The organism is Staphylococcus sp. MB377 (genome assembly GCF_001922505.1).
GTDB lineage: Bacteria > Bacillota > Bacilli > Staphylococcales > Staphylococcaceae > Staphylococcus > Staphylococcus haemolyticus.
In genome coordinates, this window is record NZ_MAON01000033.1 from 255,102 (window position 1) to 280,228 (window position 25,127).

General features: G+C 31.9%; 20 protein-coding genes and 3 pseudogenes. 9 read left to right on the forward strand and 14 right to left on the reverse strand.

Translation table 11 applies throughout. The features are described 5' to 3' along the window. The first annotated feature begins 126 nt into the window (after positions 1 to 126). A complete protein-coding gene (locus BB045_RS08350; protein ID WP_037551041.1) occupies positions 127 to 624 on the forward strand; it encodes a universal stress protein in 498 nt (165 codons plus the stop codon). A gap of 148 nt (positions 625 to 772) precedes the next feature. Here BB045_RS08350 and BB045_RS08355 read toward each other — a convergent pair whose 3' ends face one another. From BB045_RS08355 to ezrA, 7 genes are all read right to left on the reverse strand, one after another. Beyond that, positions 773 to 1,969 (reverse strand): acetate kinase, encoded by a 1,197-nt coding sequence (locus tag BB045_RS08355; RefSeq protein ID WP_070839210.1) that lies wholly within the window; start codon positions 1,967 to 1,969, stop codon positions 773 to 775. 81 nt (positions 1,970 to 2,050) lie between these two features. Beyond that, on the reverse strand, positions 2,051 to 2,998 hold the full coding sequence (locus BB045_RS08360; RefSeq protein WP_070580903.1) for a class I SAM-dependent methyltransferase: 948 nt from the start codon (positions 2,996 to 2,998) through the stop codon (positions 2,051 to 2,053). A 132-nt stretch (positions 2,999 to 3,130) separates the two neighbouring features. After that, the gene (gene tpx, locus BB045_RS08365; RefSeq protein WP_053024767.1) at positions 3,131 to 3,625 is read right to left on the reverse strand and encodes a thiol peroxidase; all 495 of its coding nucleotides are present in this window, start codon (positions 3,623 to 3,625) and stop codon (positions 3,131 to 3,133) included. Positions 3,626 to 3,721: 96 nt separating this feature from the next. Beyond that, complete coding sequence (locus tag BB045_RS08370; protein ID WP_070580905.1) at positions 3,722 to 4,492, reverse strand: sulfite exporter TauE/SafE family protein; 771 nt, start codon at positions 4,490 to 4,492, stop codon at positions 3,722 to 3,724. Positions 4,493 to 4,533: 41 nt separating this feature from the next. Continuing rightward, positions 4,534 to 5,757, reverse strand: a complete 1,224-nt coding sequence (gene thiI / locus BB045_RS08375) for a tRNA uracil 4-sulfurtransferase ThiI (RefSeq protein WP_070580907.1) — start codon at positions 5,755 to 5,757, stop codon at positions 4,534 to 4,536. Further along, positions 5,758 to 6,894, reverse strand: a complete 1,137-nt coding sequence (locus BB045_RS08380) for a cysteine desulfurase family protein (RefSeq protein WP_070580909.1) — start codon at positions 6,892 to 6,894, stop codon at positions 5,758 to 5,760. 362 nt (positions 6,895 to 7,256) lie between these two features. Continuing rightward, entirely contained in the window at positions 7,257 to 8,951 is a 1,695-nt protein-coding gene (gene ezrA / locus BB045_RS08385; RefSeq protein ID WP_053024773.1) for a septation ring formation regulator EzrA, read from the reverse strand. Positions 8,952 to 9,080: 129 nt separating this feature from the next. Between ezrA and BB045_RS08390 the strand changes: the two genes are divergently transcribed. Further along, positions 9,081 to 9,548 carry a GAF domain-containing protein gene (locus tag BB045_RS08390; protein WP_053024774.1) on the forward strand — a complete coding sequence of 156 codons (468 nt, stop codon included), beginning with the start codon at positions 9,081 to 9,083 and terminating at the stop codon, positions 9,546 to 9,548. Between the two features lie 224 nt (positions 9,549 to 9,772). Next, entirely contained in the window at positions 9,773 to 10,375 is a 603-nt protein-coding gene (gene rpsD / locus BB045_RS08395) for a 30S ribosomal protein S4 (protein ID WP_011275505.1), read from the forward strand. A gap of 73 nt (positions 10,376 to 10,448) precedes the next feature. Here rpsD and BB045_RS08400 read toward each other — a convergent pair whose 3' ends face one another. Further along, complete coding sequence (locus BB045_RS08400; protein WP_053024775.1) at positions 10,449 to 11,195, reverse strand: glycerophosphodiester phosphodiesterase; 747 nt, start codon at positions 11,193 to 11,195, stop codon at positions 10,449 to 10,451. A gap of 78 nt (positions 11,196 to 11,273) precedes the next feature. On the opposite strand from BB045_RS08400, the gene BB045_RS08405 reads away from it, so the two are divergent. The 3 genes from BB045_RS08405 (at position 11,274) to serA (ending at position 14,578) form a co-directional block, all read left to right on the forward strand. Next, complete coding sequence (locus BB045_RS08405) at positions 11,274 to 11,714, forward strand: OsmC family protein (RefSeq protein WP_053024777.1); 441 nt, start codon at positions 11,274 to 11,276, stop codon at positions 11,712 to 11,714. Positions 11,715 to 11,829: 115 nt separating this feature from the next. Beyond that, complete coding sequence (locus BB045_RS08410) at positions 11,830 to 12,990, forward strand: pyridoxal-phosphate-dependent aminotransferase family protein (protein WP_053024781.1); 1,161 nt, start codon at positions 11,830 to 11,832, stop codon at positions 12,988 to 12,990. Continuing rightward, a complete protein-coding gene (gene serA / locus BB045_RS08415; protein ID WP_070580913.1) occupies positions 12,980 to 14,578 on the forward strand; it encodes a phosphoglycerate dehydrogenase in 1,599 nt (532 codons plus the stop codon). Before BB045_RS08410 ends, serA begins: the two co-directional genes overlap by 11 nt. A 128-nt stretch (positions 14,579 to 14,706) precedes the next feature. Here the strand turns inward: serA and BB045_RS08420 are convergent, their stop codons facing one another. The 3 genes from BB045_RS08420 to BB045_RS08430 form a co-directional block, all read right to left on the reverse strand. Beyond that, positions 14,707 to 15,831, reverse strand: a complete 1,125-nt coding sequence (locus tag BB045_RS08420) for an HAD family hydrolase (protein ID WP_070580915.1) — start codon at positions 15,829 to 15,831, stop codon at positions 14,707 to 14,709. A gap of 224 nt (positions 15,832 to 16,055) precedes the next feature. Next, positions 16,056 to 17,519, reverse strand: coding sequence for an N-acetylglucosamine-specific PTS transporter subunit IIBC (nagE, locus tag BB045_RS08425; RefSeq protein ID WP_053024786.1), 1,464 nt, complete (start codon positions 17,517 to 17,519; stop codon positions 16,056 to 16,058). A 334-nt stretch (positions 17,520 to 17,853) separates the two neighbouring features. After that, entirely contained in the window at positions 17,854 to 18,477 is a 624-nt protein-coding gene (locus BB045_RS08430) for a lysophospholipid acyltransferase family protein (RefSeq protein ID WP_053024789.1), read from the reverse strand. A 167-nt stretch (positions 18,478 to 18,644) separates the two neighbouring features. Here BB045_RS08430 and BB045_RS08435 point away from each other — a divergent pair, with 167 nt between their 5' ends. Next, positions 18,645 to 19,922: a S1C family serine protease gene (locus tag BB045_RS08435; protein WP_075140667.1), complete on the forward strand. Its 1,278-nt coding sequence runs from the start codon at positions 18,645 to 18,647 to the stop codon at positions 19,920 to 19,922. Positions 19,923 to 20,001: 79 nt separating this feature from the next. On the opposite strand, the pseudogene BB045_RS08440 reads toward BB045_RS08435, so the two are convergent. From BB045_RS08440 to tyrS, 3 genes and pseudogenes are all read right to left on the reverse strand, one after another. After that, a pseudogene (locus BB045_RS08440) lies at positions 20,002 to 21,329 on the reverse strand (DHA2 family efflux MFS transporter permease subunit). A gap of 198 nt (positions 21,330 to 21,527) precedes the next feature. Next, positions 21,528 to 21,999, reverse strand: a pseudogene (locus BB045_RS08445) (MarR family winged helix-turn-helix transcriptional regulator). Positions 22,000 to 22,122: 123 nt separating this feature from the next. Next, a complete protein-coding gene (tyrS, locus tag BB045_RS08450; RefSeq protein ID WP_011275493.1) occupies positions 22,123 to 23,385 on the reverse strand; it encodes a tyrosine--tRNA ligase in 1,263 nt (420 codons plus the stop codon). Between the two features lie 383 nt (positions 23,386 to 23,768). Here tyrS and BB045_RS08455 point away from each other — a divergent pair, with 383 nt between their 5' ends. Both BB045_RS08455 and BB045_RS08460 read left to right on the forward strand, forming a co-directional pair. Next, positions 23,769 to 24,683 (forward strand): biosynthetic peptidoglycan transglycosylase, encoded by a 915-nt coding sequence (locus BB045_RS08455; protein WP_075140668.1) that lies wholly within the window; start codon positions 23,769 to 23,771, stop codon positions 24,681 to 24,683. A gap of 206 nt (positions 24,684 to 24,889) precedes the next feature. After that, positions 24,890 to 25,127, forward strand: a pseudogene (locus tag BB045_RS08460) (ISL3 family transposase); the annotation flags it as partial.

Consider the following 25,127-nt stretch of genomic DNA (forward strand, 5'->3'; position numbering starts at 1 on the left):
CTATCGTAACGCTAAACCAATGAAAGCGCAATCAGAAAAAGTACACATTATTGTTAAAATATAAAGAGTAAAAATTCTGAAATTTGTGGTAATATATAAGTAAGAAAAGCTAAGGGGGTTATTAAGATGTTAACATACAAAAACATTTTAATCGCAGTTGATGGTTCACACGAAGCTGAGTGGGCTTTCAACAAAGCAGTAGACGTAGCTAAACGTAATGACGCTAAATTAACTATAGTGAACATTATCGATTCAAGAACGTATTCTTCTTATGAAGTATATGATGCACAATTTACTGAGAAGTCTAGAAGTTTCTCTGAAGAATTGTTAAAAGGTTATCAAGAAGTTGCAACACGTGCTGGAGTTACTAACGTTGAAACTCGTTTAGAATTTGGTTCTCCTAAAGCAATTATCCCTAAAAGGTTAGCAAGTGAATTAGGTGTAGATTTAATTATGTGTGGTACTTCAGGTTTAAATGCCGTTGAAAGATTTATTGTCGGTTCTGTATCTGAAGCAATTGTACGTCACGCACCATGTGATGTATTAGTAGTACGTACAGAAGAAATCCCTGAAGATTTCCAACCTGAAGTTGCAACTCCAGAATTTAGAAAACAATATTCATAAAAGTTATATCTAATCTATTCATTTACAAAGTGAGTTTAATATGGCGATAAGGTCTTTGACTTTATCGTCATTATTTATTTGTCACAATTTTATTAAAAAAAATAACATACATTGTCTAATGACAATGCATGTTATCAGTATTAATAAATTATAATTCGCCAAATTTAACTGTATCTCTAGCAATCATAACTTCTTCATTTGTTGGAATAACAATAACTTTAACTGGTGAGTGTGGGTAATTGATAAATCCTTCTTCACCACGCATTGCTTCATTTTTCTTAGGATCCCAATAGATGCCCATGAATTCTAAGCCTTCTAATACTTTAGCACGAACTGTTGAAGAGTTTTCTCCTACACCAGCTGTAAATACAATGACATCCACGCCATGCATTCTTGTAGCATAAGAACCAATATATTTATGAATTCTTGAAGCAAATACGTCTAGTGCTAATTGTGCACGTTCTTTACCTTCTTCTGCATCACTTTCAAGGTCACGTAAGTCACTTGATGTACCTGAAATACCAAGTAGACCTGATTCTTTGTTTAATACATTAAGAACTTCTTCGGCGTTTTGACCAGTCTTTTGCATAATGAAAGGAATTAATGCAGGGTCGATATTACCTGAACGTGTACCCATTGTAACACCCGCTAATGGAGTGAATCCCATTGATGTATCGATTGATTCACCACTATCGATGGCAGCAATTGATGCACCATTACCAATATGACAAGAGATAATACGTAACTCTTCAATTGGTTTATTCATGATTTCAGCAGCACGTTGTGATACATATTTGTGACTTGTACCGTGGAAACCATATTTGCGAATACCATAATCTTTATAGTATTGGTAAGGTAAGCTATATAAATATGATTGTTCTGGCATTGATTGGTGGAATGAAGTATCAAACACTGCTACATGAGGAATGTTTGGTAATAATTTTCTGAATGCACGGATACCCATTAAGTTAGCAGGGTTATGTAATGGTGCTAATTCACTTAATGACTCAATTTGTTCTTCCACTTTATCTGTAACTAATGCAGACGTTGGGAATAACTCACCACCGTGCACGACACGATGTCCTGTACCAGCAATATCATTAATGTCATCAATGATGCCATGTTGTTTGAAACTGTCTAACATGATGTTAATTGCTTCCTCATGATCCTTGATATCTTTAACATCTTTAATTTTTTCACCATTCACTTCAATTGTGAAGATTGAATCTTTAATACCGATACGTTCGATTAAACCTTTTGTTACTAGAGTTTCTTCAGGCATTCTTATTAGTTGGAATTTTAAAGAAGAACTACCCGCGTTAATCGCTAAAACTAAACTAGACATATATTATTGTCCTCCAATTTATTAATTAATATCCATATTTATTTAACCATTAATACAGCCATAATTCAAGAATATCACAGTTTATTTTTGAGGATGATTGTCTTTCATCCAAGTATTTAATTCACCAATAAATCCTTGGAATTGATTAGGATTTTTAAAATCAGGAATATTTGCTAATAACACTTCAACTGGCTTAGTCTCATTCGATTTTTTCTTTTGTAAAATCAATATTGATTTACGCGCATTTTCGTTCTTAAATAACGTCTTAGGTAAATTTAGAAATGCTTGCATTTCTGTTTCTGTAGCAATGAAATTTTCCAACTGTTTTACATTGTCATCTTCAAAAATATTACTTGGAACTACTAAAAATGCGAAACCAGATTGTTTCAAGGCAGTAATTGCTTGTTCAATTAGTAAATAGTGAGAATAGCTATGCCCTTCTTTAAAACCTAATTGCATTTCATGACTTCGTTCATCTAGAGGATAATATCCTATCGGTAAATCACCAATAACAATATCCGCTTCTTCTAATGGTAACGGCATAATTGCATCCTGAGGATAAACATCAAACGGTATCTCCAAGAAATTTGCTAAATGTACACTAACTCTTGAAAGTACCGGATCAACTTCAATAAGATGATGCATAATTGTAGTATCCTTAAGCACTTCATTAACAGATGCACTTAAATGGCCTGCACCACTAGCGATATCTACAACATGTAATTCTTCGTTCTTTTCAGTAAATTTTTGAACTAAAAATCCGAGAATTAAACCAATAGAATCAGGTGTTATTTGGTGATTGGCTTGAATCGTTTCTTCTTGCATTAAACTTAAATAAGCGAACTGAAATGCTTTTCTACGATCTTGTAATGTGGCTTGTTCCAATAATTCACGTTTATTACTATAAACATCTTCCATCGCTAATCCTAAATTCTCAATAAAACTTTGACCGTTTTGTTCATTTAAAGCTTTAGCTTTTTCATCTAATGTTTTGAAAAGCTTTTCCATGATTGTTTGTTCTTCACTCATAAACTTAATCCTCTCCATTAAAAAAGTGTCCATTCGGTTTATTTCTTAAAAATAATCAACGCTAATTTAAAGTAGCATTTCTGAAATAAATATGGACACTTTTACGTTATATCTATCTTCTAAAAATTGATATTAAATGTTGCGATATGCTTCTAATGCAGCATCAAATTTAGGGAAATCAGTACCTTCACTAACTAATTCTTTATATACAACTTTGTCATTACTATCTAATACAAAAACAGAACGAGCTAATAATCTTAACTCTTCCATAACGACACCATATTGTTGACCAAATGATAAGTCTTTATGGTCACTTAAAGTAATAACGTTATCTAAACCATTAGATGCACACCATCTTTTTTGAGCAAATGGTAAATCTGCAGAAATCGTTAAAACAACACCGTCTTCTTGCGCCGCTTCTTCATTAAATTTACGAGTTTGTTGGTCACACACACCTGTATCAATAGAAGGTACAACGCTGATTAATTTCTTTTGACCTTTATAATTTTCTAAACTAACTTCATTTAAATCGTTATCTAATACTTTAAAGTCAGGAGCATGTTGCCCTTCTGATACTTCAGAACCAGCTAAATGAATTGGATTATTTTTAAAAGTAATTTGTGTCATGATGAAATGACCTCCTATAGTATTTATCATTATATTGCTATCATACGACAGTCGTAAAACTTAAATCAATCATTTAAAACTAAATCATATCTAATGTTAAAGTAGTTGTAAAATGTAGTCATATGTGTTTTTCAATATTAGAACTGTTGTAACGATGATAAAAAGTATCTTTACATAACCAACACCATTACTTATGGCAAATTGTGCACCTACATATGAACCAATTATCATACTTACAGCCATAATTAAGCCATACACAAAATCAACCTGACCTAAGATAATAAACAGAACTAATGCACCTAAATTAGAAGCAAAGTTTAAGACTTTCGCATTACCTGCTGCACTTAAAAAATCAAATCCAAACATAAGCAAAACAAATAACATAAAAGAGCCAGTGCCTCCACCTAAGAAACCATCATAAAAGCCAATCATTAACATTAAAGATACAAAAATGACAGCTTTACCAATTGTTAGCTTAGAAAATGTGCGCACATTTCCCCAATCTTTTTTCGTAATTGTATATATCAGTACAAGGCTCAATATAATGATAATCAAAGGCATTAAAACTTGTGCAGGCAACATAGTAGCTAAACTAGCACCGCCTGCTGCATATATAAACACAAATGGAAATAACTTAAGTACAATATTTAAATCTACTTTGCCTGAACGTATAAACTTAATTGCACTTGTAAGCGATCCAAATGAACTGGCTAATTTGTTAGTACCAAGGGCCAATGAAGGTGGCATTCCTATAGCTAATAGAGCTGGTGTTGAAATTAGGCCCCCACCACCTACTACTGCATCGATAAAAGCAGCTAAAAATCCAAATGCTATAATAATCAATATAATATTTAGCGTTATCTCCATGATGCATATCCCCTTTGTTTTTAATACTTGATTACTCTATTTTAAAATAACTCATCAATTAATGCATCAGTGTTTTGGTCTTTTTCGCTTTTATAATCTTTGTTAATCGTTAATGTTTCAATATTATCTGCTGCACGTTGAACCATTTCATCGAAGTTAAATACACTTTCATATTTAATTACTTTATCAAAATCTGGTTCAGTTACAGGATTTTTAGGAGTAAAAATAGTACAACAGTCTTCATAAGGTTGAATCGAAACATCAAATGTACCAATCTCTCGTGCTTTCTTGACAATATCTTCCTTATCAAGCGAAACAAGTGGTCTTAAAATCGGAGTAGAAGTCACATCATTAATTGCGTACATGCTCTTTAATGTTTGACTTGCCACTTGTCCTAAATTTTCACCGTTAACAATCGCATTAGCCCCAACTTTTTCTAATACAATATCCGCTACACGTAACATCATGCGACGTGTAGATGTCATTGTGTATCTAGGATGAACTACTTTATTTATTTGTTTTTGTAATTCTGTAAATGGCACTATATGCAATTTTATTGGCCCCACTCTTTCAGAGAGGATACGTGTAAGTTCAATCACTTTGTCTTTAGCTTTTTCACTAGTGAAAGGTGGACTATGGAAATGAATCGCTTCTATATAAACACCACGTTTCATAATCTCCATTCCAGCTACTGGAGAGTCTATGCCTCCTGACAACATTAAGAGTGTTTTACCGCCAGTGCCAACTGGTAAACCACCAGCACCTTCATAAATCTGTGTGAATACATACACACCATCCATTCTTACTTCAACTCTTACGTTATGATCCGGTTGTTTCACATCAACCGATATATCTTCAGTTGCTTGTAAAATCGCACCTCCAAGTTCACGTTGTAAAGCATATGTGTCCATTGGAAATGACTTATCTACACGTTTAACATCAATTTTGAATGTCTCTCCCGGTTTAAAATCTTGAGCTAAATCAACACATAATTTTTTTATTTCATCTAATTCTTGAGATGTTTTATGAACAGGACTAATAGATTTAATACCAAATATTTTAGTTAAGCGATTGATTACCTCTTGTGCATCCGCTTCTTCAGATAACGAGATATACATTCTATCTCTCTTTCCTTTAACATGGGTTCCTTCTATAGTTTGTAAAGACTTAATAACGTTATCTTTCAAAGCATTTACAAACTTTTTCCGATTTGCTCCTTTTAAAGTCAGTTCACCATATCTAACTAATAAATGATCAAACTCCATTTACTTTAACAACTCCTTAATTTCTTTGTATATTGTTCCAAATTTCACTTTAAATTGATCGATATCTTCTTGAGTAGTCATATCTCCTAAGGATAACCTAATACTTCCTTCAATTTTATTATCCGGAAGTCCCATTGACATTAAAACTTCATTTAGTTTCCCTCTTTTAGATGAGCAAGCGCTTGTAGTTGAAACCATGATATCCAATTTAGAAAATGCATTAACTAAGACCTCACCTTTCACACCTGGAAACGCAATATTTAATATTTGCGGTGCACAATCCATAGGAGAATTGATATATACCCCTCTAAACTCTTTTAAAAATTCACGTAATTCATGGTTATAATCACTTAATCGTTGATTACGTTCATTTAAACTATCCATTGCTAAAGTTATTGCTTTCACTAGTGACACATTCATTGGCAAGTTCACTGTTCCACTTCTTACGCCGTATTCTTGTCCTCCGCCATGAACAATAGGCTCTAATTTATCTTTATTGTCAATTAATAGGAGACCTTGTCCTTTAAGTCCATTAAATTTATGGCCACTAAAGCTTACACTATTAACACCTTCAAGGTTCATTGTTACCTTTCCCAAAGCTTGAACTGCATCAACATGTAAATGTGCTTTAGGATATTCTTTTAATATGTTCACTATTTCATTAATAGGTTGAATTTGTCCCATAATATTATTCACATACATACAAGAAACAAGGCCGACCTTATCATTCATCAATGAAGCTAAATGTTCAATATCAACACGGCCATCCGCATTAACATCAACATATTTTAATACAAACCCATCTTCTTCTAAGTTTCTCATAACTTCTAAGACAGATGGATGTTCTAAAACGGAAGTAATAATTTCATTTGCAAATTGCTTTTTACGATAAGCAATACCTTTTAAAGCTATATTATTCGATTCAGTGGCACCACTTGTGAAAATAACATCTGTATTTTGTCCTATAGATAACATTGAAGATATACGTTCTTTTGCTTGTAGAAGCACCTTCTCCGCTTGCAACCCCCACTTGTGAGGACTATTTGGATTGAAATAAACAGTTTCATTTACTTTATTAAATGAATCGAGTACATCTTTATGAGGCTTAGTAGTGGCTGCATTATCAAAATAGATCACTTAAAACACTCTCTTTCATTCACTATTAAATTATTTATTTACCCTTTGTAAATTTATCTTTTATAGACATATTATTCAAAAATAGATACTAAAGCATTATACTATTTTTAAATAAAAATAAAAGGCGTCGGACTCAAATTAAATGATTTTGAGTTGAAAACTTATTTAGCATTATTTATTAAGCGTTCTGAATTTGAGTCCCCCCCTTGAATTCAATAACTTTATATGAATTTAAATAAATCAAAAAAGATGAGACAAAATTCATTGTCCCACCTCAAAATAGACTACTATTTATTTGCTTCAACCTAACATTTATTACTTACCAAAGTTATAAATGTTTATTGTCAATATGACAAGCGAAATTAACCTTTGGCTACCTCATCTTCAATATATTTAGTAATTCCAGGTTCTACACTTTCAAGTGCTTGTTCTGAAATTTCAATTGATCGTTTGTAACGATTATTTTTAAACAAGCGTTCTGCTTCGTTTAAACTCTTATCTACATTATTATGATCTTTACGATAACGGTTACCATATTGAATTAAACGTTCTGCGTATACGGCATTCACCAATACATCATTTGCTTCATCTTCAAAAGTGTTCATTTGAATAACAATTTTGGCAACTTTATCTTTAAGTTGTTTAACGTGAATTGGACGTTCACTAAATTGATCATTAGTTTCACGAACTTCATGGTCAATTTCATTTTTCATAATAATGAATCTTTCAGGTACACTTGTTAAATTTGAAGCTAAAAGCCGGCGATAAACTTCTTCTTTTTTAGATTGAATTCTTAAAAGATTATCTTCTGCCTCAGCTTCATCCTCTCTCAATTGAATAAGATGATTTTGTAATTTTTCTTGATTCTCATTAATTACTTTAACGTGATCGTCTAAATATTCTAAGTTGTCTTTAACTTCGCTGTAACGTACAGCAGATTTAGCCATTTCTTTAAGAATTTCATCATATACTGCTACTAAATTTTGAATTTCGTTCTCATGTTGTCTAATGCTATGAACATCACTTTCATTAATGAAATAATTTTCACGAATATAGTCAATTTCTGTACGTAATGTGTAATTCATCTCACGTGCTTTGAACAATTCATCAGTAATTTGTTCTTTAGTTTCTTCCACTTCATTTTTAGCTTTAACTTCATGCTCAATCAAATCATACATTTCATCAAGCTTATCATTAATTTGTTCAAGTTTATCGTTTGCATTATCTAACTCAAGACGACTGATCATAGGTTCTACAAAATTCAACTCTGTCTTTAAGCTTTGTAGTGTACCATCGATTTTAACGTGATCTAGATCATAACCGTTCATCTTTAAGTCACGACATCCATATTTCAAATCTTGAAATTGTCCAGGTAGTTCTTTTTGAGCTTCTCTAATTAATTCTGGAATTTCATCCATATACTTTTGGACTTCATTCATAGATTCATTTAGACCCATAATGTGGTTGTGTGCTTGAACGTAATTACCTTCTTCTTTTAGTTCTTCATACTGTACAAGTTCTGGCTCAAATGATTCAATTCTTTTTTCAAGTGGTGAAGCTGCATCGCCGAACTGATGTCTGTTAGCTAACACATCACGCTTCATTTCTCGATAATTAGTCTTGCACTTTTCATAAACTTGTTCATTTTCCTTATGTAAAGAAACAATTTCATTAACATCTTCAACTTGTTGTTGATACCCAGTTTCATATTTATCCATTAATTCATGTGCATCGTCAATGTCACTTTGAGCTCCAGAAAATTGAAACTTATCAAGTTGAATTTCAGCATCGTGGATTTTTTCCTCTACGGGTGCTAAATAGTTATTTGTATAGTCTAAGGTGTCTCTCTTAAAGGCATCATATTTTGTTCTAGTTTCCCCTTTTAAATTTAATTCAGAAAGTTGTTTTAAATTTTCTTCAAAAGGTAATCTTTGAACTTTTAACTTACGTTCTTCAGCTTCTTCAACAATTTTTCGTTTGTTAGAACGTAAATAAAACATGATTCCTACAATGATTAAAACAATGATAATTATTGCTAATATTGTGTATAAAACCATCTCATTCTCCTCCTATGTTATCATTATTATAACGCAAATACCGCTTTCATTAAACTAGTAAATGAATGAATTGATAGAATAAATTTTTCCATTTATAATTTATTAAAAATAACAAAATGAGGTAAGCATATGCCAATAATAAAAGAAACAAATTATAATTTATTAACTAAACAGCTTCAAAGTTTAATCGAAGACGAACAGAACCTTATCGCAATTCTAAGCAATACATCAGCTATATTAAATGATAATTTAGATCAAATTAATTGGGTTGGTTTTTATCTTATTGAAAATGAAGAACTTATTCTTGGACCCTTTCAAGGTCATCCAGCTTGCGTTCATATTGCAATTGGCAAAGGTGTCTGTGGTACTGCAGTTGCAGAAGATAAAACTCAGTTAGTTAAAGATGTACACGCGTTCCCAGGACACATTGCTTGCGATGCAAACAGTAAATCAGAAATAGTTATTCCAATTCATGTCAATGATGAAATAATTGGGGTTCTAGATATTGATGCACCTATCACAGATCGATTTACTAATGAAGACAAGGAAGGTTTAGAAGTTATTGTCAAAGTTCTTGAAAAACAGCTAACTAAATAACTAAAAAGTATTGACACTTTGTAAAATACTGTTACAATGAACTTTGTGTGAATTAACGAAAATAGCAGTTGCATATCAATGAGCTCTATGTTGTTCCCGGTGAGGACGTGTCGCGTAACTGACGCTATAAGGTGAAGACACATAAAACAACATATCCTATTGGGCATGCAACACTCTTTTTTGTTTATTCATAACAACAAAAAAGAAAAAGGAGGAGTCTTAATATGGCTCGATTCAGAGGTTCAAACTGGAAAAAATCTCGTCGTTTAGGTATCTCATTAAGCGGTACTGGTAAAGAATTAGAAAAACGTCCTTACGCACCAGGACAACACGGTCCAAACCAACGTAAAAAATTATCAGAATATGGTTTACAATTACGTGAAAAACAAAAATTACGTTATTTATATGGAATGACTGAAAGACAATTCCGTAACACATTTGACATCGCTGGTAAACAACACGGTGTACATGGTGAAAACTTCATGATTTTATTAGCTAGTCGTTTAGACGCAGTTGTTTATTCATTAGGTTTAGCTCGTACTCGTCGTCAAGCACGTCAATTAGTTGGTCACGGTCACGTTGAAGTTGATGGTCGTCGTGTTGATATTCCATCATATTCATTAAAACCTGGTCAAGTTATCACTGTACGTGAAAAATCACAAAATTTAGACATCATCAAAGAATCTGTTGAAATTAATAATTTCGTACCAGAATACTTAGACTTTGATGCAGATAGCTTAAAAGGGACTTTCGTACGCTTCCCTGAACGTAGCGAATTACCAGCTGAAATTAATGAACAATTAATCGTTGAGTACTACTCAAGATAAGTTCATGATAATGAACAACCACCCTTCCTTATGGAATGGGTGGTTTTTTTATTCATAGATGATCAAAGTGATTTTATATTCTAAAGATATCCTCTGGTAAATCAGAAATAATGCCATCTACGCCAAGATTGATAAGTTTTTTAACATCTTTCGGTTTATTCACAGTATATGGAATAACCTTCAATGATTGACTATGTGCATTTTTTATAAATTTAGAATTAACTAATTTGTAATTAGGATTAATAAAATTTGCATAATCAGATATTTCTTCAAAGTTTGGAGATTTATACCAATATTTCTTTCTACTAATAAGCAAACCCAATTGATACTCACTATCCAATGAGTTTAAACGTTTCACACAATCTTCATCAAAAGATTGAATGATTGCCTTATGTTTAGGAACTTTATATATTTCTAAAGCATTCAATACAGCTTTTTCTATTCCGGGATATTGATGTGGAACTTTAATCTCAATAAGTAACTTTTTTGAAAAATTTTTAATTAAGGATAACACCTCTTCAAATGTCGAAATCTTAGTATTTTGAAAGGATTTATCATGTTTTACTCCAAAATCAAATGTTAACAATTCTTCAAGTGTATAGTCTTTTACTTTTCCTTCACCATTTGAAGTTCGATTAATAGTGTCATCATGTATAACAACTAGATGATTGTCTTTGCTGAAATGTACATCTATTTCTAACATATCAACATGTTGCATTAAAGCCGCCTTAAAACCAACAAGAGTATTTTCTGGAAATTGATTCGATAAACCACGATGAGCAACTATTTGAAATGCTTGATTAGGTTTATTAATTTTCATAAAAGTCACCTTTCTTTAATTATGTCACAGTTTAAACTACACTTAAATTACCATATTATAAGTGGAGGTTAAACATAAATGGTTAAGCATGATTTTAAGGTACAAACAAAATGGCGTGGTGGAAGAGAAGAAGTTGGAACTGTTAATGGAGACATTATTTCTGAACAAATTTCTATACCTGCACCGCTTGGTGGTAATGGAGTAGGTACAAATCCTGATGAATTATTAGTATCAGCAGCATCGTCTTGTTATATCATCTCATTGGCAGCAACATTAGAAAGAGCAAAATTTACCGACATCGATCTGATAAATGATTCAGTGGGTACTGCCATATTCGAGAATGGTAAGTTTAAAATGGCAACAATAACACATTATCCTAAAATTTCAGTGACTGCAGAACACAAAGAAAGTCTTGAGAAACGACTTCCTAAATTATTAGAAATAGCTGATAGTAATTGTATGATTTCGAATTCTATACGTAATAATGTAGAAATTAAAATTCAAGCGTCAATTCAATAATTGTTAAAATTGCGCTAGTTTCACCATGAATCTCATATAAACATGGTGATTGCTCTTTTAAATTATCAGAATATTTGGTAAAATGATTAAATCTTATACCGTGGGAGGAAATTTAATGAATTATTATGAACCACTTTTATTAACACCAGGACCTACTCCAGTTCCAAAGGAAATCAATCATGCTTTAGGTTTACCTATGGTTGGTCACCGTTCACCAGATTTTGAATCTATAGCTAAAAAAGCATTTAACAATTTAAAACCCATTTTTGGTACAGAAAATGAAGTTATGATTTTAACATCAAGTGGCACTAGTGTCTTAGAAGCAAGTATGTTAAATATAGTTAATCCTGATGATCATTTTGTCGTTATAGTGTCAGGCGCCTTTGGCAATCGCTTTAAACAAATTGCTGAAACATACTATGAAAATGTATACATATATAATGTGGAATGGGGACAACCCCTTGATGTTAAAGAATTCATAACATATCTTAACAATTTAAATCATCAAATCAGTGCTGTATTTACTCAATTCTGCGAAACGTCAACAGCTGTCCTACATCCTGTAGGTGAACTTGGTAAAGCATTGAAAACATTCGATCAAGATATCTACTTTGTTGTAGACGGTGTGAGTTGTATTGGTGCTGTAGATGTTAATTTAGAACGTGACAACATAGATGTGTTAGTTTCTGGAAGTCAAAAAGCAATTATGTTGCCACCTGGACTAGCATTCGTTGCTTTTAATGATCGTGCGTTGAAACGTTTTAAAGAAGTTACTACACCACGCTTTTACTTAAATTTAAATAAATACTTTGACTCACTTAAACAAGATTCTACTCCTTTTACACCAAATGTCGGGTTATTTAGAGCTGTAAACGCTTATGCCGAATTAATTCATTCTGAAGGGTTTGAAAATACCATCAAACGTCACTATATTATTAGAGACGGTCTAAGATCAGCTTTAAATGCATTAGATTTAGAACTTCTAGTAGAAGATGATTTCGCTTCCCCAACGGTAACATCGTTTATACCAACATCCAAAGATGAATTAACTCATATTAAATCAACTTTAAAAACAAGATTTAATATTACAATTGCTGGTGGTCAAGGTAAATTGAAAGGAAAGATTTTACGTATCGGACATATGGGTAAAGTCTCACCTTTCGATATGCTCTCAGTTATAAGTGCTTTAGAGATTATACTTACAGATTACCGTCAAACGAATTATATTGGGAAAGGCTTAACAAAATTTTCAGAGGTGATTCATAGTGAAGCATAATATTCTAGTGTCAGACCCTATTTCAACAGATGGATTACAAAGTTTATTAAACCATTCTGATTTTAACGTCGATATTAAAACTAATTTGGATGAACAATCATTATTAGATATTATAGATAATTACGAGGGTTTAATTGTTCGTAGTCAGACGCAAGTGACTCAACAAATCATTGAAAAGGCTAATAAATTGAAAGTTATCGCTCGTGCTGGTGTTGGCGTTGACAATATTGATATTGATGCTGCTACTCTCCAAGGTATTTTAGTTATTAATGCACCTGATGGTAATACTATTTCTGCAACTGAACATTCAGTAGCTATGATTTTAGCGATGGCTAGAAATATTCCTCAAGCGCATGCATCTTTAAAAAATAAGGAATGGAATAGAAAAGCATTTAAGGGTGTCGAACTTTACCACAAAATATTAGGTGTCATAGGTGCAGGACGAATAGGTATTGGTGTAGCACAACGACTTCAAAGTTTCGGTATGAAAGTATTAGCTTATGACCCTTATCTTACGGAAGATAAAGCACAGCAATTAGGCGTTAAACTTGCTACTATAGATGAAATAGCTAGACAAGCTGATTTTATAACAGTTCATACGCCATTAACACCTAAAACAAGAGGTATTGTGAATTCTGATTTCTTTTCAAAAGCAAAGCCAACATTGCAAATTATTAACGTCGCAAGAGGCGGTATCATCAATGAAGATGATTTATTAAATGCACTAAATAACAATCAGATCGCACGTGCTGCGTTAGACGTATTTGAACATGAACCTCCTACCAATTCACCATTAATTGAGCATGATAAAATCATTGTTACGCCACACTTAGGTGCATCAACTATTGAGGCTCAAGAGAAAGTTGCAGTATCAGTGTCAGAAGAAATTATAGATATACTGGAAAACGGGAATGTAACACACGCAGTCAATGCCCCAAAAATTAGTTTCAATGATATAGACGAAATAACACAACAATGGATTGAAATAGGTGAGTTATCTGGTGAATTAGCAATTCAATTAATTGAAGGTGCACCGAGAGAAATCAAGGTGACTTTTAATGGTGATGTCGCTAAACAGGAAACTGACTTAATTACACGCTCAATTGTAAAACAAATTTTGCAACAGGATTTAGGAGATCGTGTTAATATCATTAATGCTTTTGCACTTTTAAATGAACAAGGTGTAACACGTAACGTTGAAAAAAGGGCATCACAAGGTACTTTTAGTAATTATATTCAAGTTCATTTAGTTAGTGATACGGAAGAAATAAAAATTGGTGCCACTGTCATAGCTGGCTTTGGTGCTCGTATTGTACGTATTAATGATTACTCTGTAGACTTTAAACCTAATGCCTACCAACTTGTTTCTTATCATGGTGACAAGCCTGGTATGGTCGGTTTAACTGGTCAGCTACTAGGTAAACATAATATTAATATTGCATCAATGTCACTTGGCAGAAATGTACAAGGAGGCCAAGCGATGATGGTATTATCAATTGATCAACCTGTTACTGAGGATATTATCAATGAACTATATGATGTGGGTGGTTTCGATAAAATATATGGAACTACACTTTCAGTCAAATAACTAATCTTTTTAAAGATTCACTACTATAACTACTTGAAATAATAATGCCCCTCAATGATGAATTTTACTTCATCATTGAGGGGCGTATTAATACTAATGATTTAATATCAATTTATGGTGAATTAACCTTACAATAAAATATTTTTAATTAAACCTATATGATCAACAATATAATCCGCTTCATGACGCTCCAATTCTTTACGAGCCTCTTGCCCTTTTAACCCTGTTAATGTACCTATAAAAGTAGCACCTATTTGTTTAGCACTGAATAAATCAGCCAATGAGTCACCAACAATGATTACATCTTCTTTATTTACAATTTGATCTTGCTGAGTAATGAATTGTTTATAATTCTCCTTGTTATTTCCATATAGAGTAGCTATGTAGCAAAAAGGATTAGGCTTACCTAGAGGTATAAATTCAGGATATTCATTTTCAGCTTCCATAACATCACTTGCAGTAACAATGTGATTATCTGAAAAGAACGCTTTTAAACCTAAAGATTCAAATGGAACTAATGTCTCAGTTCTAGGTCTACCTGTAGCTATTGCAAGATGATAACCTCTCTCTTTAAGAGATTTAAGTAATGACTTTATCTCTTCAATAGGTCTAAGAACAGTTTCGTGATAAATAAAACCATTAATGCCATCAAGAATAGAAGGCTTTTCTTCAACTTGTTCAAATAATTCAGAACCCAAGTATAATTCTTGGTATAAATCTCTTGCAACAAACCATAGAGGTCCTTTAAGTTTAAACAAACGCGCATCATTAACATTTAATTCTTTCTTAGCATATTGTTCTAACTCAGCATAAATATTATTTTTACCACCTTGACTATGATTAATAAAATTCATAGGAAGTTCATAATCGATTTTAAAATCTTTATTGATCAATGACTGAATGTCTTGAATACTTCTAGCTGAAAATTGATTATCTTCTATAATGTATTTAATTTGTTGAAAGGTAAATTGCTTCATTAAATGGATAAAATGTATGCAAAAAACGACAAATAACATATCCCAATTTGAATTTAATCCTATTGATTTTAATCGATTAAGAATTATATCATTATTAAATACTTTACTGCGAATATTATTTATAGTTTCGTCACTTAATGTATTTAATTTAAATGATTTATCTAAACCTAAAAAATGTTCACTTTTAAGTAACGCCTCTATAGTTAAAGCTGACGTATCGAAACAACGTTCCTCACTTAAGAATACACCATCTACATCAAATAAAATTGATTTCATGACTTTTCGCTCCATTATTTTTGAATATTCTGATACTTATAATCTTAACGCCTTATATCTCAATGTCAATAAAACTATAATAAAAAACTGATGAATTCTAGGTGGCCTCCTAAAATTCATCAGCTAATTGAACAACACATATTTATCAATATGGTTATATCTTATCAAATCAGTAAGACATATTTTGTCTGTCTTAATACTTTTAAAAAATGAAACTATAAATTTTACATTTGCTTTTCAATTTCATCTGCGACTTGCTGTACATGAGTGCCAATTATAACTTGTGCTGAGTGTTGACCATTTTTGGTTACCCCAACCGCTCCTGCATTTCTAATTTTTTGTTCGTCAATAATAGAATTATCCTTTAATTCCATTCTTAATCTAGTAGCACAATTGGTCAATGTAGTAATATTTTCACTACCACCTAATCCTTCTAAGATTTGACTTGCTGTGTGATGATATTTGCTTTTACTTGTAGTTTCAGCCCCATCTTTCTTAGTTGTATTAGCAGTTGGATCAGCTAATAAATTGTCACCACGACCAATTGTGTTGAGGTTAAAGATTTTAATGACAAACCTAAAGATAAAGTAATATAAAACGAAGAATACAATGCCTTGAACTAAAATCATTAACGGATGATTAGCCACTGGATTGATTAGTGATAATGCGTAATCAATTAAACCTGCACTAAATGAGAATCCTGCTGTCCAATGAAATAGTGCAGCTATAAATAATGACAAACCGGTTAATAATGCATGGATTACAAATAATACGGGTGCAACAAACATAAATGCAAATTCAATCGGTTCAGTTACACCAACCATAAATGCAGAAATGGAACTTGCTATAAACCAACCATATACTTGTTTTTTCTGAGCAGATTCAGCGGTGTGATACATCGCCAACGCTGCAGCTGGCATACCAAACATCATAATTGGGAAGAACCCTGCTTGATATCGACCAGTAATACCTTTGATTGCATCTTGTCCAGTTTGGAATTTACCGATATCGTTAATTCCTGCTGTATCAAACCAGAACACAGCATTTAATGCATGGTGAAGCCCAGTAGGAATTAATAGTCGGTTAAAGAAGCCGTATAGGAATGCACCGAATGGTCCAAAACCAACTAACCATTCACCAAATGCCACTATAGCTGAATATATAAATGGCCATGCGAATAATAAAATCATAATTAAAAAAGTACAATAGAATACTGTCATAATTGGAACTAATCGTTTACCACTAAAGAATGATAACGCTGTAGGTAATTCCACATCACTGAATTTGTTATAACAGTATGCTGAAATTAGTCCTATTATAATACCAATAAACACATTTGAATTATCCATCTTACTAAATCCGTCGTTTACAGCACTCTCTTTTATATTAAATAATGGTGCTACGAACTCAGGAGATAATACTTTAACGACCAGTGCAAATCCCAAAGCACCCGCTAATGCGACTGCACCATCATTTTTCTTTGCCATACCAATCGCAACGCCAATTGCAAAGATAAGCCCTAGTTGGCCTAGTATTGCAATCCCTACCGTACTGAAGAATAATGACACTGTTGGTAATATATTTAATGCTTTAAGCAAATTACCAATTCCAACGATTATTGCGCCAGCGGGTAAAACAGCTACTGGTAGCATTAAGGATCTCCCTAAATTTTGAAAAAACTTAAACATGTCACTCACTCCCAAAACACATATTATTCAAATAATTTATATATAACTAAGATATGTATATAGTTCCTTAATTAATTTACCATAAATGTAAGCGCTTTTGATGTGTCAATTTTAAATCATTTTAAAAATATAATAAGCATACAGGTATCTAACACGCTAAAGCTCTTCAACCTATAAATGTAGAATTTTAATTTTAAATAAATTTATAAAAATAAAAGTCTCGTATTAAATTCACTGAGATTAATTAAGTGTATACTTAAAAACAAAAACACCCTATTAAAATAACTATTTGAGTCATTAAATAGAGTGTTTATTGTTAATTAGTTACTATAATTTATTTATCTAGACTATCTTGAATTAAGTGTAGTTCTTTTTGTAATTGTGCTGTACGTCTTTCAATTTCATGTGTTAAATAATCTATTTTTTCATTTCTTTTTAAATCTTTAGGAATATCTGATTGATAAATTGGCTCACCAAATTTAATAAGTGCCTGACCTGTAATTAAACCAAGTAATTTTTTAGGTCCAACATAGGCTGCTGGTAAAATTGGCGCTTTGCCTAACATTGCAATAGTTGAAGCGCCTCTTTTTAATGGAGCCCCTTCAGCTGATGTACGATGTCCCGTTGGGAAGATACCAACAGTTTTATTTTCTTTTAACAAATTAACTGGTCTTTTCAATGTACTTGGTCCTGGATTTTCACGGTCAACAGGAAAAGCATTCAATGAAGTTAAAAATTGACCAAACCATTTATTATTAAATAATTCTTTTTTAGCCATGTAATGAATTTCATTAGGAACTAATGCCATACCTAACATGATCACTTCATTATAACTTTCATGAGTACATGTTACTACGTATTTGTTATCTTTAGGAATATTCTCCTTTCCAATAACATATAATGATTTAGCCATTTTAACTAATATAAAATCTAATAGTCTACTTATAAATTGATACATTATGTCACCTGCTTATTGATTTTTATACTTTATTGATTTTATCATTATCCTTATATATGAACAACTTATCAAAAGATACATCTAAAGTCTGATAGTGGATTACTAGCAATATTTGATTAAACCTTTCATAATTAAATAAAGGGTTAATATTATAATGGAGGTTAAAAATGTCTGAATTTAATCAAGAGAATCAATCAAATTATAACAACTATCAGCAACCTCAACCTGGAAAACCTAAATTCCCATGGTTTAAAACAATTATCGTTGCATTAATTGCTGGTGTGATAGGTGCTTTACTTGTCTTAGGTGCAAGTAAAATAATGGGATTAGTTGGTATAGATAATAGTGGTGCCCAAGTTCAAGAAGCCAATAATAGTAAAGGTGGAAATGTATTAGACGGAAAAAGTGATAAATATAAATCTGTTAATGCAATGATTAAAGATGTATCACCTGCGATAGTTGGTGTCATTAATATGCAAAAAGCTAATGGTCTAGAAGATTTTTTACAAGGTAAATCGTCATCCGAATCTGAAGAAGCAGGTATTGGTTCAGGTGTAATATATCGAATTAATAATAATTCTGCTTACATTGTGACAAACACCCATGTAATAAGTGGTGCATCCGAGATTAAAGTGCAATTGCATAGTGGTAAACAAGTTAAAGCGAAGTTAATTGGGAAGGATACTGTATCAGATATAGCTGTCTTAAAAATAGATAATACTAAGGGTATCAAATCAATTAAATTTGCTAATTCTTCAAAAGTGCAAACTGGGGATAGTGTATTCGCTATGGGTAATCCTCTAGGTTTGGAATTTGCTAATTCAGTTACTTCTGGAATTATTTCAGCAAATGAGCGTACAATTGAGTCAAATACTACTTCTGGTGGTACTAAAGTTAACGTCTTGCAAACTGATGCTGCAATAAACCCTGGTAACTCTGGTGGTGCATTAGTAGATATTAATGGTAACTTGGTTGGTATCAACTCTATGAAAATAGCCGCTGAGCAAGTAGAAGGTATTGGTTTTGCTATTCCAAGTAATGAAGTTAAAGTAACTATTGAACAACTTGTTAAAAACGGTAAAATTGAACGCCCTTCTATAGGAATTGGTTTACTAAATTTAAGTGATATTCCTGATTCTTATAAAAAAGAATTAAACACAGATCGTGATGATGGTATTTATGTTGCTAAAGTAAGTCGCTCAAGTGAATTAAAAACAGGCGATATCATTACTAAAATAGATGATAAAACTGTAAAAGAAGATACTGATTTAAGAACTTATCTGTATCAAAATAAGAAGCCTGGTGAGACTGCTAAACTAACTGTTATACGTGATGGAAAAACGCTAACAGTTAATGTTAAGCTAAAAAGCCAGTCCGATATATCACCTACTCAATCATCTGACTCTGAATCAGACAATAGTCGAAACAGTCAATTTATACAATAGTTTTTCTAACAAAAGAACATAATACACAAATACGGCCAGTACATGATTAATCAAAATCAATTACTGGCCGTATTATTACTTATATTGTCGCCTTTGACTTATTAGTAAGAAATAAAGCTGGAACAATAATTAAAATTAATGTAATGACTGATACTAAGAATCCAGCATGATAAGCGATAATACTGTGTGTCAAGGAATTACCTAATTGATTTATTACAACTGAAAGAATTGTTGCAATAAAAGCTGTTCCAAAACTTGAACCAATATTTTCAATCATATTAATTCCCACAGCCGCTTCAGCTAATACGCTTTCTTTAATGCCCATATATGCATCAGTAGTTAAACCTAAATTAATGCCTCCAACACTACATCCTCTTAAAAATAAGATAATAGATAGAGCAATGATACTAGTATGATCTGTAATAAATAATAAAGGTATTGATCTAAACATCGATATTATAACACTTACTAAAACCACCCATTTCTCTCCATATTGATCGATCAATTTCCCCATGTATGGTCTTGTAATAAGCATTCCAATTCCCTGTGGTATAAGTGCTTGAGCTGCTTCAATAGGAGTGTAATGCTTAAATGTCTGAAAATATAACGGAATTATGAACATAGGTCCCATGATACCTATGTTCGAGAGAAATGAGTCTATAAATGATGCTGTATAATTTCCTTTACTAAAGAGTGATAACGACATAATGGTATTATCATGTTTAACTTTATTATGAATATAATACATAAGTATCATAATACAACCATTAATCAGAAGAAGAATAGTAGTTCTATTATAAAAACTATGGTAATCACTTGCTTTTGTTAAGCCGTATATGGTTGATATACTGATAAGACCTAGTAATATGATTCCTAACATGTCAATAGACTTACTTTTATTAAAAGGGTCAAAGTTCGATAAATATTTTATTTGCAATAATACGGCGATGATTACGACTAAGACATTAATAAAGAACATCCAGCGCCAAGACACAATATGAATTACAACTCCACCAATGACTGGTCCCATGATGGGCCCGAATATCATAGGTGTACTTACGACAGCCATGACTTTCCCAATATCGTCTTGACCCGTTGTCTTAATCAATAGCGTGAACATTAACGTTGTAATTATGCCCGCAGACAATCCTTGAATAATTCTGAACACAATAAAACTCTCTACATTCCAACTAATACGAGCTAATACAGATGTAATTCCAAATAGAATTGAGGCTCCTATAAATATATACTTCCCATTAAATTGATTGACCATCCATCCTGCTATTGGAATAACTAGCGCTAAAGCAAGGACATATCCTGTTATACCCACTGAGTGATTTCAATAGTAGTATTAAATGCGTTGTTAAGTTGTTTGATTGCTATATTAATCATTGTTGAATCTAACATAGGTGCTATAGCCCCTAATGCTATTGCCCAAGCAGCTATCATAATCTCTCGATACTTGACTATCATTTAATTTTTACATACGTTCCTCCTATATATTGTTTCCATGTCAACAAAATATACTCTCTTTTTGTTTTCTTGTCAGCAATATATAACAAATAAACTCGCTTAACCTGTAAGCGAGTTTTTAAGTTTAATCTCTTATAATGATTTTTTCTCTTGTTCGATTAGTTGATCCAAATGTTGATGATACCTATTAATGAAGGTCATCATATTATTAAATTCATCTTCTGTCATGCTGTCAAAAACACTTTGATCTCTATTTTGAAACGATTCATGTAATTCAGAGTGAATTTGATAAACGCTTTCACCCTGTGCAGTTAATTTAAAATATATTTCTTTTTTATTGTCTTTACTTTTAAAACTTTTCAATTAAACCTTTTTGCTGCAAACGTTTTGTTAATTTACTAATTGCACCTCTAGTCATAAATAGCTTATTCGCTAAATATTGTACATTGGGATTCTGATATTCTTTAATCGCTTCAACGCAATGAACTTCAGATGATTTGAACCCTTTAAGTGCTTGTTCCATTTTATCTTTATTTAGCCAACCTATTTTATTAAACAAATCTCTAAAGCTACTCATTAAAATTTCTTCTTTATTATTAGTCATTTCATCACTTCTTTTTAATCTTTATAACACATTTATTATACCCGTACTCTATTTATTTTTCATAAAAAGGGCAATGCGCAAAATCTATAAGATTTCGCTACATTGCCAATAAAATTAAACTTATTATTTATAGTTAACCATGAAATATTTTTTCTTACCACGACGAATGATTGTAAATTCATCATCTATTTTATCCTCATTGCTTAATTCATAGTCTACTGATTGTTGTCTTTCCCCATTAATATAAATAGCACCGTTATTAACATCCTCACGTGCTTGGCGTTTAGACGTCGCAATGCCTGTTTCAATTAAGACATCAATAATATTTGAAGTTTCAGTTGATAATTCAACTTGAGGAACATCTTTGAAACCTTCTTTTAATTCTTTGCCTGATAATGATTTTAAATCGCCGCTAAACAAAGCTTTAGAAATACGAATGGCATCATCTAATGCCTCTTTACCATGAATAAATTCTGTAACATTCTCCGCTAAGGCTTTTTGCGCTTCTCTTAAATGAGGTTCTTGATTTTTAGATTCTTCGAGACGATTAATTTCATCTTTATCTAAAAATGTGAAGTATTTCAAGAATTTAATGACATCATCATCTGATTGATTAATCCAAAATTGGTAAAATTCATAAGGGCTTGTTTTGTCAGCGTCTAACCATACAGCACCTGATTCTGATTTACCAAATTTCTTACCATCCGATTTCGTAACTAAAGGAATTGTTAAACCATATGCTTCAGTTTGTCCATACATACGTCGCATTAATTCAATACCACTAGTGATATTACCCCATTGATCTGAACCACCAACTTGTAATTTACAATTTAATTCACGGTTTAAATGACCAAAGTCGATAGCTTGAAGTATAGTATAAGTGAATTCAGTGTAAGATATACCATTCTCAAGGCGAGATTGAATAGAATCTTTACCTAACATGTAGTTCACACCAACATGTTTACCATAATCTCTTAGGAAACTAATTAATGAGATTTGACTCAACCAATCTTTGTTATTAACTAAAATGGCACCTTTATCCGTACCAAATTCAAATAATTTATGCATTTGAGCACTAATACCCTCAACGTTAGCCTCTACTTGGTCTTCTGTTTGTAGTATACGTTCTTCAGATTTACCGGATGGATCACCAATCATACCAGTTCCACCACCAATTAGAACGATAGGTCGATGACCATGTTCTTGGAAACGTCTTAGAGTCATAAATGGAAGCAAATGACCAATATGCAGACTATCAGCAGTAGGGTCAGCACCACAATATAAAGAAATTTGTTCCTTATTTAATAATTCTTCAATGCTACTTTCATCTGTTTGTTGATAAATTAAACCTCTCCATTGTAACTCTTCAATTAAAGCGTTTGACATCAATATTCCTCCTAAACAAAGATTTTATTTTTAATATTTAGTGATCTATACTCTATTTATGAAAAATAAAAAGCACCCATACATCGTTAAATGTAAGGGCGCTTGAGCACGTTACCACCATACTTAAATAGCATATTGCTATTCACTCTATCAATGATACGTTCATTAATAAACGTTGGACAATTCATAATGAGGTGTATTCATATAAGTGCAACTATTAGTTCACAGCTACCACTAACTCTCTGGAAATCACAAAAATATTACTTGTCCTCTTATCCAAAATATATTGAATTGTAATTAATTATAAGTATTAAAAATATAAAAGTCAAATCAGTGATTATGGTATACTATATTTAAATTTCAAGATGCTTAAGGTGAAAGAGATGTTAACCAACATTAATAGAGATACTAAGTTTAATTCATTTGAAAAGTCCTACAAAAAAAAGAAACATGCAATTGTAGGATTATTTAGTGTTGGGTTATTTATATATTTAATAGGATTTATAGGTACAGTTATTTATTTCAATCATTTAACGCATGAATCGTCTAAAATAAGCGATCGTGAATTAAAACAGAAAGTCTTGCATTTTGCAGGTGACGATTTAATAAATCATGAAAATTCTGATATCTTAAGTGAATATGATAAATCTGAGAACTCTCTAATAGTAGGTCCTAAACACGTCAATCCAAATGTCATTAAAGCCCTTACCTCTTCCGAGGATACCATGTTTTATAAACATAAAGGTATCCTTCCAAAAGCACTCGTACGAGCAATGATACAAGATGTATTTAATCTTGATCAAAGTACTGGTGGTAGTACAATTACTCAACAACTAGTTAAAAACCAAGTGCTATCAAGTAAAAAAACATATAGTCGAAAAGCAAATGAGCTTATTTTAGCAATGCGTCTTGAAAATTTATTGTCAAAAAATGAAATCATCTATACATATTTAAATATTGTACCTTTCGGTAGAGATTATGAAGGAAACAATATTACAGGTATTGCGTCTGCGTCTTATAGTTTATTCGGTATTCCACCGAAAGATTTAAATATTGCACAGTCTGCTTACTTAATTGGTTTATTACAAAGCCCGTATATGTATACACCGTATGAAGAAAATGGTGAATTAAAAACTTATAAAGAAGTCAAAATCAGTGTTGATCGTCAACACTATGTATTAAAACAAATGCTTATTGAAGGTGTAATCGATAAAGAGGAATACCGTCACGCTAAACGTTATCATATCTATGACCATTTACTTACAAAACCGCAATTAAATAATAATCAATCTGCATGATTGATAAAATGTCTCATTTAATTAAATTCATATTTTGTTTCAAAAACAAATTCATAAAAAAACTGCGACAAAGTTTGGCTCTATAATAAATTGGACTGATGACTAAAAACCATCAGTCCAATTTTTATGTTTGAATACAAAAATGGCGCAATTACCTCTATAATTATTAGTTACCACACAAAATAAAAAAGAAAGGTAATGCGCCTATGTGTAAGTCTATATTAAATACATTAAGAATTAAAGATAAAAATCTAAATTTTTCAGATGAAGTGATTGAGAAAAAGCACAAAGGACGAATGAGCTTATTTTACTATGCTGAGCTCACTTATCAACCTACACATTGTGAAAATTGTTCAACTAAAAATGAAAATTTCTCTATAGTAAAAAATGGTAAGAAAACCTCAACGATTACTTTACTTAAAATTATGGAAATGCCCGCTTATT

Bases quoted from the DNA above. Each gene is read 5' to 3' on its own strand.
- BB045_RS08355 (WP_070839210.1), bottom strand. From the start codon at position 1,969: ATGTCTAGTTTAGTTTTAGCGATTAACGCGGGTAGTTCTTCTTTAAAA.
- tyrS (WP_011275493.1), bottom strand. From the start codon at position 23,385: ATGTCAAACGCTTTAATTGAAGAGTTACAATGGAGAGGTTTAATTTAT.
- ezrA (WP_053024773.1), bottom strand. From the start codon at position 8,951: ATGGTTTTATACACAATATTAGCAATAATTATCATTGTTTTAATCATT.
- BB045_RS08390 (WP_053024774.1), top strand. From the start codon at position 9,081: ATGCCAATAATAAAAGAAACAAATTATAATTTATTAACTAAACAGCTT.
- thiI (WP_070580907.1), bottom strand. From the start codon at position 5,757: ATGGAGTTTGATCATTTATTAGTTAGATATGGTGAACTGACTTTAAAA.
- BB045_RS08400 (WP_053024775.1), bottom strand. From the start codon at position 11,195: ATGAAAATTAATAAACCTAATCAAGCATTTCAAATAGTTGCTCATCGT.
- BB045_RS08435 (WP_075140667.1), top strand. From the start codon at position 18,645: ATGTCTGAATTTAATCAAGAGAATCAATCAAATTATAACAACTATCAG.
- BB045_RS08420 (WP_070580915.1), bottom strand. From the start codon at position 15,831: ATGAAATCAATTTTATTTGATGTAGATGGTGTATTCTTAAGTGAGGAA.
- rpsD (WP_011275505.1), top strand. From the start codon at position 9,773: ATGGCTCGATTCAGAGGTTCAAACTGGAAAAAATCTCGTCGTTTAGGT.
- BB045_RS08405 (WP_053024777.1), top strand. From the start codon at position 11,274: ATGGTTAAGCATGATTTTAAGGTACAAACAAAATGGCGTGGTGGAAGA.
- tpx (WP_053024767.1), bottom strand. From the start codon at position 3,625: ATGACACAAATTACTTTTAAAAATAATCCAATTCATTTAGCTGGTTCT.
- BB045_RS08370 (WP_070580905.1), bottom strand. From the start codon at position 4,492: ATGGAGATAACGCTAAATATTATATTGATTATTATAGCATTTGGATTT.
- nagE (WP_053024786.1), bottom strand. From the start codon at position 17,519: ATGTTTAAGTTTTTTCAAAATTTAGGGAGATCCTTAATGCTACCAGTA.
- BB045_RS08360 (WP_070580903.1), bottom strand. From the start codon at position 2,998: ATGAGTGAAGAACAAACAATCATGGAAAAGCTTTTCAAAACATTAGAT.
- BB045_RS08410 (WP_053024781.1), top strand. From the start codon at position 11,830: ATGAATTATTATGAACCACTTTTATTAACACCAGGACCTACTCCAGTT.
- BB045_RS08430 (WP_053024789.1), bottom strand. From the start codon at position 18,477: ATGTATCAATTTATAAGTAGACTATTAGATTTTATATTAGTTAAAATG.
- BB045_RS08350 (WP_037551041.1), top strand. From the start codon at position 127: ATGTTAACATACAAAAACATTTTAATCGCAGTTGATGGTTCACACGAA.
- BB045_RS08455 (WP_075140668.1), top strand. From the start codon at position 23,769: ATGTTAACCAACATTAATAGAGATACTAAGTTTAATTCATTTGAAAAG.